We start from the raw sequence: 12,212 nt of genomic DNA on the forward strand, positions 1-12,212 counted from the left end.
TTTGTACCGCTGTCCCTTTTTGCCTGAAGAATCGCACACAGAGCTTGTTATGAAATTATTGAAGTCCGTTTTAATTTTGCTGGCCTGCCAGCTTACCCAGGCAAATGCCATCGGGATCAACGCCGATCCGAACATGACCGGCGCAGCGCCGCTGCCGACGTTTTTAACCGGGCAGACACAGCAGACCGGTTCTGATACCGGTTTTGATGATTCACCGCCGCCTCCGGTGCCTGCGGTCATGAGCCGTATGTTTGGTGCACAGTTATTTACCGGCAGCGCGGCGGCTGATAACGCGGCGAGCATCGGTTTCAACCCGAATTACATTGTCGGCCTGGGCGATCAGGTACAAATCCGTCTGTGGGGCGCATTCAATTTTGATGGCGCGCTGACCGTTGACCCGAAAGGCAATATCTTCCTGCCGAACGTCGGTCCGCTGAAAGTCGCCGGTGTGTCTAACAGCCAGCTGAACAGCGTGATCACCACCAAAGTGAAACAGGTTTATCAGGCCAACGTGAACGTGTACGCCTCGCTGCTTCAGGCGCAGCCGGTGAAAGTGTTTGTCACCGGTTATGTCACCAATCCTGGCCTGTACGGCGGCGTGGCATCTGACTCACTGCTTTCTTACCTGAGCAAAGCCGGTGGCGTGGATACCGAACGCGGCAGCTACGTCGACATCGTGGTGAAACACAATGACCGCGTACGTTCGCGCATCAATCTGTACGATTTCCTGCTCAACGGCGACCTGCGCCTGTCGCAGTTCTCGGATGGCGATACCATCGTGGTCGGGCCGCGTCAACACACGTTCAGCGTGGAAGGCGATGTCTTTAACAGCTACGACTTTGAATTCCGTGACAGCACGATCCCGGTCAGCGAAGCCCTGAGCTGGGCGCGTCCGAAGCCGGGCGCGACGCACATGACCATTATCCGCCAGCAGGGCAGCATGAAACGCAGCGAGTATTATCCGCTGGGCTCCGCGCCGGGTCGCTCATTGCAGGATGGCGACAAACTGATTGTCAGCTCTGACCGTTACGCGGGCACCATTCAGGTGCGCATCGAAGGCGCGCATTCCGGTGAACACGCCGTCGTGCTGCCGTATGGCGCCACCATGAGCCAGCTGTTGCCGAAAATCCGCACCAACTCTATGTCGCAAATTAACTCCATCCAGCTTTATCGCCGTTCTGTCGCATTGCGTCAGAAAGAGATGCTGGATCTGACGTTGCAGAAACTGGAAGAAGCATCTCTGTCCGCACAATCCTCGACGCAGGAAGAAGGGCGTCTGCGTGCGCAGGAAGCCCAGCTGGTGAGCCGTTTCGTGGCGAAAGCCCGTCAGGTGGTGCCAAAAGGTGAAGTGGTTCTGAGCGAAACTAACCTCAATCAGGTGATCCTCGAAGACGGCGACGTCATCAATATTCCTGAGAAGACCTCGCTGGTGATGATCCACGGCGAAGTGCTGTTCCCGAATGCGGTGAGCTGGCAGAAAGGTCTCAGCCCGGAGGATTACATCGAGAAAGTCGGCGGTTACACGCAGAAAGCGGGTAACTCGAAAGTCATCCTGATTAAACAGAACGGCGAAGCGATTAACGCAGAAGACGTGAAAACGCTGCAACCTGGCGATGAGCTGATGGTGCTGCCGAAATACGAATCGAAGAACATCGAAGTTACACGCGGTATTTCAACGATCCTGTATCAGCTGGCCGTTGCCGCGAAAGTGGTTCTGACAATTTAATGATTGGGATCTTTTCTGCGGGAATTCAGCGCATCCCGCATCTGGATGAGTTTCTCGGTCAGCCGTGCCGCAAGCTTTCTCTGCTGCGGCCGGTGCCGGAAGACATCACGCAGATTGCCGTGTGGGGATACCGGCCAACCGGTGATAAAGCCGTCGCGCTGGCCGCAAAATCTGGCCTGCCGGTATTGCGCCTCGAGGACGGATTTATCCGTTCTCTCGAACTGGGCGTTACCGGCGCTGCACCGCTTTCGATGGTGCTGGATACAGAGGGCATGTATTACGACGCCTCGCAACCCAGCACGCTTGAGCGGCTGATCCATCAGCGGGAAGAAAACCTGCAACTGCATGACACTGCGCGTCAGGCCATGCAGATGATTGTTGACGGTGACCTGTCGAAATACAACCAGGCACCGGCGTGTACGTTGACCCGTCCGGAACAGGGCGCGGTGCTGGTGGTCGATCAGACCTTCGGCGATATGGCGGTGGTTTACGGTAATGCCGGCGCTGAACAGTTTGATGACATGCTGCGGTCGGCGATAGCTGACAATCCGCAGTCTGAGATTTGGGTGAAGATCCACCCGGACGTTTTGCACGGTAAGAAAGCGGGCTATTTCACGCAGATTGCCAGACTGGCGCAACAGGAGCCGCGGATCAAACTACTGGCGGAAAACGTCAGTCCGCAATCTTTGCTGCGTCTGGTCGATCGCGTGTATGTGGTGACGTCCAATTATGGCTTTGAGGCGCTGATCGCAGGAAAACCGGTCAGCGTGTTTGGTCAGCCGTGGTATGCGGGCTGGGGAGTCACCGACGACCGTCACGCGCAATCGGAATCGCTCAGAGCACGGCGTGGCACAGCCAGTCTGGAAGACCTGTTCAGCGCCGCCTGTTTGCGTTACAGCCGGTACATCAATCCGGTGAATGGCAAGAGTGGCACGTTGTTTGATGTGCTGAGCTGGCTTTTGATGCAACGACGTCATCACCAGCAGCGGGCAGGACGCTTATGGTCGCCGGGGCTGACGCTGTGGAAGCGCAGCATACTGGCGCCGTTTCTGCGAACCAGAAGCAACAAAGTGAATTTCAGTAAACGCTATGCCGGTGAAATCGCCTGCGTGGTGTGGGGGATCAAAGGCGAATCACGCTGGGGTGCGCAGACCGCGCAACAGCAGATCCCGCAATGGCGTATGGAAGACGGCTTTCTGCGCTCGGCCGGTCTGGGTTCTGACCTGCATCCGCCTTTGTCGCTGGTGCTGGATAAATCGGGCATTTATTACGATGCCACGCGTCCGAGCGACCTTGAGCACTTGCTGAACCACAGCCAGCTGACGGCATTTCAGCAACAACGTGCCGCCGCGCTGCATCAGCGACTGGTCGCCAGTAAAGTCAGTAAATATAACCTCGGCGCTGCGTTTACCTTGCCAGCCGGCGCGGCGGGTAAAACAGTCATTCTGGTGCCGGGACAGGTGGAAGATGACGCGTCGATCCTGACGGGAACGATGTCGATTTGCACCAACAGTGATTTGCTGCGCACGGTGCGGGAGCGCAATCCCGACGCCTACATCATTTATAAGCCGCACCCGGATGTTCTGGTGGGCAACCGTCAGGGACATATTCCTGCGGAAGATGTCAGCCGCTGGGCCGACAGTCAGGCACTGGATGCAGACATTATTCAGTGCATTCAGGCCGCTGATGAGCTGCACACCCTGACGTCGTTGTCAGGTTTTGAAGCCTTATTACATGGCAAAAAAGTGACGTGTTACGGCATGCCGTTTTATGCCGGATGGGGACTGACGCAGGATGAGCACCGTTGTTCACGCCGGCTGCGCAGCCTCAGTTTAGACGACGTGGTTTACCAGGCGCTGATCGCGTACCCGTCGTATATCGACCCGCAAAGTCGGGAGCCCATTTTGGCGGAGCAGGCGGTTGAACTTCTCGCTGCGACCCCACGGGCAAAAATGCAATTCACAAGAATAAAAGCGGGCAGGATAGTCCGTTATTACAGAAAACTGCTCATGCTGATCCGGGTGACATTAAGCACCTGAGAACAGCTTCTTACTAAATGCCAATGGCGTTGACGGAATCGGACAGAAATGGACAGTAAGGCGCTTACAACATTACTTTCTGGAAAAAAATATTTGCTGTTGCAGGGCCCGATGGGACCTTTCTTCAGCGATTTAGCGCAGTGGCTTGAGTCTCTGGGGCGGGAAGCGGTGAACGTCGTTTTCAACGGCGGAGACAGGCTGTATTCGCGTAAGCGTGAATACCGCTTGTACCAGCAGACGCCTGAAGAGTTTCCGACCTGGCTGAAAGCCACCTGGCAGGAATACGACTTCGACACCATCGTGTGTTTCGGGGATTGTCGTCCGCTGCATCAGGCCGCTAAACGCTGGGCGCAGGCTAAAGGTGTGCGCTTCCTCGCGTTTGAAGAGGGCTATCTGCGCCCGCATTACATCACGCTGGAACAGAACGGCGTGAACGCCTATTCCAGCCTGCCGCGCGATGCTGAGTTTTACCGCAGCCTGCCACCGATGACCATGCCGGAAATCGAGCACCTGAAACCTTCAGGCTGGCAGCGCGTCCGTCATGCCATAACGTACTATCTGGCCGGCTGGCGCTATCGCCATGACTTCCCGAAGTATCGACATCACAAATCCTTCTCGCCGTGGTATGAGGCGCGCTGCTGGACCCGTGCTGCGTGGCGTAAAAAACTGTACGCCTTCCGCCAGCGCAATGTGTTGCAGCAACTGCAGACGGATCTGGATCAGCGCTATTTTCTGGCGATCTTACAGGTGTACAACGACAGCCAGATCCGTAATCACAGCCCGTATAAAGACGTGCGTGATTACATCAATGAAGTGATGCACTCGTTCGCGAAGAAAGCGCCGTCAACGGAGTTTCTGGTGATTAAGCATCACCCGATGGACAGAGGACACCGTCTATACGGACCGCTTATCCGCCAGCTGGGTAAAAAATACGGCATCAATAACCGGGTGATTTACGTCCACGACCTGCCTATGCCTGAACTGCTGACCCACTCAAAAGCTGTGGTCACGATTAACAGCACCGCCGGGATCTCTGCGCTTATTCATAATAAGCCGCTGAAGGTGATGGGCAGGGCGCTGTATGACATCAAAGGCATAACCTATCAGGGACATCTGAACCAGTTCTGGACCTCAGGATTTAAGCCGGACATGAAGCTTTTCAAACAGTTCCGTCTATACTTGCTGAAGAATACGCAGATTAATGCGGTGTATTATGGTGGCAATAAAGTGGACATCGCGACCGCCGCAGATACCCAGTATCAGCCCGTGTTTATCAGTCAGAAACTGATTATGAATTACATCAAACAACAGCCTTCATAACGATCACCTTTGAGGAATATGCTCAGATGCGAAAATGTTTATTGATTAAACTCTGTGCATATTTCTCATTACCTGTACTGCTCCCCTTAATTCTTTCCGGCTGCGCCGGTGCCGTTCCTTCGATGCACTCTCATGAGTGCGAATTGCCTGAGGTGCGCGGTAATACTTCGTTATCCCCTCACTGCGTTTATAAAGAAGCGGTCATCATTACCAGCAGCAACACGACGTTAGATTGCCACGGAGCGGTGCTGGAGGGGGACAATGAACGCCCTTTTGGCATAATGATCAACAGCAGAGGTAAGCCGTTATCCGATGTCACTGTCCGCAACTGCAAAGTGCGACACTTTACCCGCAGCGGCATCCGTATCACTTCTGATATCGCAGCCAGCAAACTCAGCCCAAACCACGAAGAGAACTACCGCCGGACACCCACGCGGATAACGCTCGAGAACGTTGAAGTCACCGGCAGCGGACGCGTGGGAATTTACTTTGACGATTACGTCACCCACTCCACACTGAGCCACTCGATTGTCCGCGACTCGTATATGTCGGGTATCTACCTGGAACATTCATCGCGCAATAACAAAATCGTCAATAACCAGATCATCAGCAACGGCCATGAGAGTTTCGGCAAGGGAAAGCGTGAAGGATTAGCGGTAGACTCGTCGGCGTACAATCTTATCGAAGGCAACCGGTTCGAATCTAACGGGGCAGGGGGCGTGTTTCTGTATAAGAACTGCGGCGAGCATTTCAGCACAGGCAAATCCGTGATCCGCTGGCAGCACAGCGACCACAACGTCATTCGCAACAATACCTTTGTGAATGAACCCGTTGGCATCTGGCTGGCATCCCGGCAGAACCGGGACTTATCAGGATTTGATTGCGGGGATAAACCGAGGGACAGTTCCGGTAAATACTTTAACGATTATGCGGATAATAATGTGGTGGAGGGGAATAAGTTTGAAGGAGTCAGCGCGAAAGTGGTTGACGATGGAAAAGCCAATTATATAAACAGATATTATGATTCCAAATAGTTAATTTAATCTTTTATACAAAATAGATAGATTATTATATCTAAAATTAATAATAAGGCCGTATGAAAATGGTTAAATTTGATAAGCTGACTGAAACTCTTTTGAGTAAGTATGAATTAAATAAATCGATATCCATGGTTTCCTCCACATTGGAGTTAAGTGATGAATTGTCGTATTTTTCTATCGGCGAAAATACTAAGCTTGTAAATGCGCACGTTACGATTATGGAAGGCGGAAGATTAACTATAGGTAATTTTTGTGAAATTAGGGGGCGGATAATTGTTGGTGAAGGTTGCACCTTAGAAATAGGGCATGGTTTAAGCTGTAATGATGCTATCAAAATTCAAATCGCAGAGTATGGCAAAGTAACAATTGGTAATGATTGCCTCTTCGCGAATCCGAAAATTTTTAATTCTGATATGCATTCGATATTTTCTGATGATACTGGCCAACGTTTAAATAAAGCTAAGGATGTATTGATCGGAAATAGAGTATGGCTTGCAACGGATTGCTTAATATTAAAAGGAACAAATATAGAGTGTGATTCAGTTGTTGGTGCGGGGGCTATCACTAGCGGGTTTTATGAAAAAAAATCCTTAATTGTGGGAAATCCGGCAAGAGTTGTTAAATCTAATGTTTGCTGGACTAGGTCATTAAAACAGAATAACTTAATTAAGTTTGATGATAATTTTTCCTTAGCAGACTTCCGTGCTTGTGCAACTTCATTTGAACACAAAAAAGTTATAGATATGGCAGGAAAGTATATCGAATATTGGGTTAAGATGGATGGCAGTAATTATTTCATTTTTTATTACTTGGCTAGATCTATTCTTATTTCTAAGTTCAAAGAAAAAAACGTTTTTGACTTCTTCATAAATAACAAGTTGATATCCATTGAACTGTTAGCTGATATCCTACAAAGATGCTTTGAGATGAGTGATAGGAAGAATTACATTTGTGGAGCCTATGCATACCTAGCTTGCAAAATGGCTGGTAAAGAAGATATTGCCAATGTGTTATATAGAGAAATACTTCCAGTTTGGGAACATATTAGTGATCATCGTTTCAAAGAAAATTGGGTAGCATAATTAACTATTACATGTATTAATTGTTAGGTAGGTCTAAATGGATGACCTACCCAACTAATCCGTATTAAAAAATCACATAGCATTTTCTAATTTTTGTGTTGAATATATTGCAGACATGAGTTGCGCATGATTTAAGCGACTCCAGCTTTCTTGAGGTGCAATATCTGAATAATAGCGAAGAATTGAAGACCAGCAATGCTTTGCTTCTGACCAATTTCCTGAGAGCTGAGATAGTTCAGCCCTGAGCATCCACTCTTCTAATTCTTTTGGACTACGAATCCCATCCGTAAATAATACTGATAACCCTTCCTCTATCATGCCAAGCTTTCTATAGGCTAAGGCAAGACGATAGGGGGCTGAATCAGTGATGCCGATCAGTTCAATCCAAACCTCAGCTGCTGAATTCCATTCTTTTTCTAAAAGGTAATTCTCACCTACTTCTATTCTGTAATCTATCAGCTGAAGAGTATCGGACTGCATTTCATCAAGGAATGACAAAGCTTTTGATGAGTGCCCTTGATAACGTAGTGATCTAACATAAATCAAAGCCAAATCATTTGAAAGCAGATTTAATTTTATATTTGCGGAATCAAATTGAGAAATTACTTTTGACCATTTGCATGTATCAAAAGAAAGTTTTCCAATTTCATATTTAAGTTCGGTATCCTTTTTCGCGTAAACCTCATAGCTTTTGAGATAATTATGACACTGTTCAGAATTTCCGATTTCTCTATAGCATCGAGCAAGAATTAATTCACATTTAAGAACATGTAATTCATTTTGATTAAAAGTATTAATTTTTTCCAAAATTAGCTCAATTGCTGCTTCCCAGTCTTTATGCGCAACAAGTTGATATGCCATGATTATTGTTCGTTGTGTATCAGAGAATGAATATTTATTAACATTTAGGTTATCTAATGCTTGAGTGTTTTCTATCTCAGCAAGACAGCGATAATAATTAATTTCATCCTCAGTATTATCTATTTCTACACTATTCCAGATAGCGATTGCCTGGCCCCATTGCTGGCATGCCATGTATATTCGTGCATATTCAATATTATATTCATTAAAATATGTTGAATGCTCAACACCAGACCATTGCTGGAGCAGATTGATTGCATCATTGATTTTTCCATCTTCACGACATGCTTGAATCAATCGCAATCTTGCAATCTGCTTTTGTTGGCTATTACCAAACTCTAAAAGCATTTTCCAGCGAGATATTGCTATCCCCCATTTTCTATGGGAAGTTGCTTTTCTTGCATAGTCTTCAAGAATTTCCAGATCACAATATCCATCAACAAGAGGATTATCTAACTCGCAAATAGCTTCATAAGTTCTTTTACAATTATTTGTGTCTCGAATAGGGAATGTTTTATCTATTCTACTTTGGTATTTTGGGGCAGGAGATGCATCGTCCTTAATTATTTTTTCTAATTCATAAAAGAACTCTGATTCTTTTACAACTACTGGGCCAAATCCATCTTCTCGATAATCAAAATATCCCTTCTTGTAAAAATGGCCTCCGGAAAATACTTCTTTTTCATCAAATTGATAGTATAAAGTTTGTTTTCCCTGAATAGCCATATCAAAGGCAACTGACGAATAATCGGTAATCATCATAGATGATGATTTAAACAAGTTTTGGATGCTGCCTTTTGTATGATCCGAAATTTTTATGAATTTTGGAACATCGAACAAATCAATGTATGGTGAAATATTAGCATGAGGGAAAAATATAACTTCAAAGTTATATTTTTCTGATATTTTTTTGAGATAAGGCGAATGTAAAACACCTCGCCAGTGTTTTGCAAACTCTGTCTTCATAAACTCTGATGATACTTCTCTACTATTACCTTCACCTTTTGTAGTTCCGACGATATTTGACCGCCAAGTTGGCATTATTAATATCGACTTTTTATATAACTCACTTTGAGGTTGGTTAAGATTATCGTAACGTGGAAATCCAGTTAGCTTAACATTTTTTTTAGTGAATTTATAATGAGACTCATTAGATACTATGGAATTATATTCTGCTGTTGAGGCAGTTACGAAAACATCTATATTCTCTTTTTGGTTTACCCAATTAGAAATGTCATCTTTAGTTACGCCATGTTGTAAGAATACAAAATGCCTACCCGTTAGCATTTTCGGGCCTAGTAAATTCGTTATGTATTTGTCAACATGTGAACTTATAACCTTTGAACAGCTTTTTAATATTTCTTCATGCCGTTTACTTCCAAACTCAACTAAATTAAAACCTTTATCTAACAATCTATCCCAATCGTGTGAATTCCTTCTTAATGCAAAATAAATACTTTGTTCAGGATGGTGTTTTTGAATATAGTTGTAGAGATGTTCAGCATTGTCATCGGCCTGACTATCACGATCCATCAATAACCAAGATTTCTTAAATTCATTGACTTTGTTATATTTAGGTATTTGTCCAAGAAATCCTTTAACAATGGTATTAGTATCGATGCCTGATTTGTATTGTTTACCTTGAAATGATATTCGTGTGGGGATGTCAGATATTTTAACATTAAACTTAGATTTTTCAGAAATAGGCACCCAAATCCTTCTTTCTTTTACAAATGTTTCAGACGTCAGAGTGTGTACCATTGTTTTAGCAAAATAAGGAATAATGTCATTGTTATTTTCTGATATATGCTCTAGCTCATTTGTTCCAGTAAAGTATCTTAATTCGATAAGACCTTTATTATGATCGTAGGATTCGATATAAATTATTTGGAATGGAGGTCTTTCATTTTTGAACTGTGAAAGCAATCCTACGCGGTGGTAGAACCAACATCCACCTAATCCGAATTCCATAATTGTCTGTGTGTCGATATAAGAGAATATTTCTTTAACCAAAGAAATAAATCTTACTTGTTGTTCCTCAGTCAAGAAAGCAATCTTTTGTGGATGGTTTACAATTGATTTAATATACCAAATTAAATGATAAAGGATAGTAATTTGTACATTTTTTGGAATTTCGCTGGTCAAATCTCTATGTTTTTTTAATATGTCAAGGCATCCATGCTCCAGCACCGAGTCATATAATCCAGGGTGTTCCCAGGCACTATCTAAAGTAGACGTTCCGTCACCTCTTTTTCGGTAGAAGTATTTAGCAGATTTTAGAAATCCAATATTACTTTCTTTACAATGTATTAAATATTGCGCTACAAAATGGGCATCTTCAAAACTTGGTTTTACCCTTGAGTCGAAGTTTATTTTATTATCCAAGATAACATTGGTTTTGAAAAATGCGGTGCTTGCAGATAATTGCAATTGGTTACCAAGGTTATTTGCAGCAAATAATTTATCACCTTGACTATACCTATATTTTAATGGGTGAGTGTCTTTATACAATTTAACTTCGTCAAAATAGAAAATGAAATTGCACGACACTAAATCAAGCTTCTTCTTTTCATTTGTTTTTGCAAAACTATCTACTGCTTTGAAATAATTAACATCTAAAAAGTCATCAGGATCAATGAATGTAACCCAATCAGTATTAACATACTGAAGCCCCATATTCCTTGCTGAAGCTTGTCCACCGTTGCTTTTATAAAGATAGGTGATATTTTTGGGGTACTTTTTTTTCCACGATTTTATTATCTCCACCGATTCATCAGTAGAACCATCATCTACTAGAATTAGATTAATATGTTTTTTAAAATCTAGGCGTTGTTTAACCATGCTATTGAAATATTCATCAAGATATCTTCCAACATTATAAACAGCTGTTACAACAGTATACTGATAATTGCCGTTGTATTCTTTAGGTTGTATGCTATTTATTTTTTTCTTCTGTTTTTTTACCATATCAGAGAAAAATAATTTAGGATCGCGAATTAGTTTTTTTACTTTTCTGTTAAGCATTTTCAATCTCTGATTCAAAGTGATATTTAAGTGCGGTACTTAAAAGGAATTGATAATTTTCAAGCGATGCTTTTTGCGTATTAAAATCATTTGCACAAAAAGAATGAGGCGAGGCATCGTCCTGTTTTGCTTTTTTAAGTGCTTTGAAATAACTTCGCGCCGCTGTTGAACGGATATTAAAGTAGTAGCAAATATCCCGTGATGGGGTTGCTTTACCTGTAATATAACTTAGCCAGGGTACAAAGAATGTGGCTAAATTTATATCCTGATTGGTGCGGAACTTATTAGGCAAAAAACATGTTATTTCAGACTCATATACGCGCCAGGCTTCTTCGAAAACACTTTTTCTGAGCGGTACATAAGTATGAACTAAGGGTGTATCGATAAGGGACTCAAAGTCATCTTTGAAAATTCCACAGGCCCTTTGAGATGCTGATAAGGTGGGGGTGTTGGTGCCCCGTGCCTGCATTGCCGTCAGGCTTTTCTGTGACAAGAACAAAGATGAAATGCCATTACTTTTGAAGAAGTGTCCCGGTGGAAGTTCTCTTGCGACAAATACGTCATCATTAAAATAAATGAAATGCTCTGCAAGGCCTGGGATCTTATGTAAGTTTGCTTCTATGACGTGTGAGTTAAAAGTTGGGAGGTATTTATCATCTATGATTTCTTTATGATCAATGATTTTTATCTTGTCGTTCGCTTCACACCATTTGGGTTTTTGATTATCAGTGATAATAAAAATATTTCTTACCCAGGGAATATAACGTTCGATACTTTTAATTGAATAACGCAGTTCATCATGGTTACTAAATCTTGCATCATCGGTAGCAAAATTGCCTAAAGTTTCTGCACCAATCTCAGCTTTGAAACGCAAATACTTTTCTTTCCACTGCGGGTCTGAGTCATCAACCCAGGTAAATACCACATCGATGGGGAAATTAATGTGCAGCAGCTTTTCGATCGCGAGATCATGCCTGATTAAAATACTTTCTTCTAACTCAGGGCACTGAATTTCATTTCTGATAATCGGGTATTTTTTGTTAAAATAATCCCGGAAAAAAATTCCAGGACTTTTCATAAATTTTTTGATTTTTTTCATTCGATAAAAAATCCTAAGGGA

At 44.2% G+C, this 12,212-nt stretch carries 7 protein-coding genes; 5 read left to right on the forward strand and 2 right to left on the reverse strand.

Translation table 11 applies throughout. The features are described 5' to 3' along the window. Positions 1-49: 49 nt before the first annotated feature. The 5 genes from J1778_RS22095 (at position 50) to J1778_RS22115 (ending at position 7,207) form a co-directional block, all read left to right on the forward strand. Entirely contained in the window at positions 50-1,726 is a 1,677-nt protein-coding gene (locus J1778_RS22095) for a polysaccharide biosynthesis/export family protein (protein WP_217174989.1), read from the forward strand. Next, on the forward strand, positions 1,726-3,765 hold the full coding sequence (locus tag J1778_RS22100; RefSeq protein ID WP_217174990.1) for a capsular polysaccharide biosynthesis protein: 2,040 nt from the start codon (positions 1,726-1,728) through the stop codon (positions 3,763-3,765). The genes J1778_RS22095 and J1778_RS22100 overlap by 1 nt, the downstream gene beginning before the upstream one ends. 48 nt (positions 3,766-3,813) lie before the next feature. Then, entirely contained in the window at positions 3,814-5,085 is a 1,272-nt protein-coding gene (locus tag J1778_RS22105) for a capsule biosynthesis protein (protein WP_217174991.1), read from the forward strand. 122 nt (positions 5,086-5,207) lie between these two features. Beyond that, a complete protein-coding gene (locus tag J1778_RS22110) occupies positions 5,208-6,119 on the forward strand; it encodes a right-handed parallel beta-helix repeat-containing protein (protein ID WP_238484854.1) in 912 nt (303 codons plus the stop codon). A gap of 68 nt (positions 6,120-6,187) precedes the next feature. Next, on the forward strand, positions 6,188-7,207 hold the full coding sequence (locus J1778_RS22115; protein WP_217174993.1) for an acyltransferase: 1,020 nt from the start codon (positions 6,188-6,190) through the stop codon (positions 7,205-7,207). Positions 7,208-7,279: 72 nt separating this feature from the next. Here J1778_RS22115 and J1778_RS22120 read toward each other — a convergent pair whose 3' ends face one another. Both J1778_RS22120 and J1778_RS22125 read right to left on the reverse strand, forming a co-directional pair. Further along, on the reverse strand, positions 7,280-11,092 hold the full coding sequence (locus J1778_RS22120) for a CDP-glycerol glycerophosphotransferase family protein (protein WP_217174994.1): 3,813 nt from the start codon (positions 11,090-11,092) through the stop codon (positions 7,280-7,282). Further along, positions 11,085-12,191 carry a Stealth CR1 domain-containing protein gene (locus tag J1778_RS22125; RefSeq protein ID WP_217174995.1) on the reverse strand — a complete coding sequence of 369 codons (1,107 nt, stop codon included), beginning with the start codon at positions 12,189-12,191 and terminating at the stop codon, positions 11,085-11,087. Before J1778_RS22125 ends, J1778_RS22120 begins: the two co-directional genes overlap by 8 nt. Positions 12,192-12,212 lie beyond the last annotated feature (21 nt).

The sequence above is a fragment of the Rahnella bonaserana genome (assembly GCF_019049675.1).
Lineage (GTDB): Bacteria > Pseudomonadota > Gammaproteobacteria > Enterobacterales > Enterobacteriaceae > Rahnella > Rahnella bonaserana.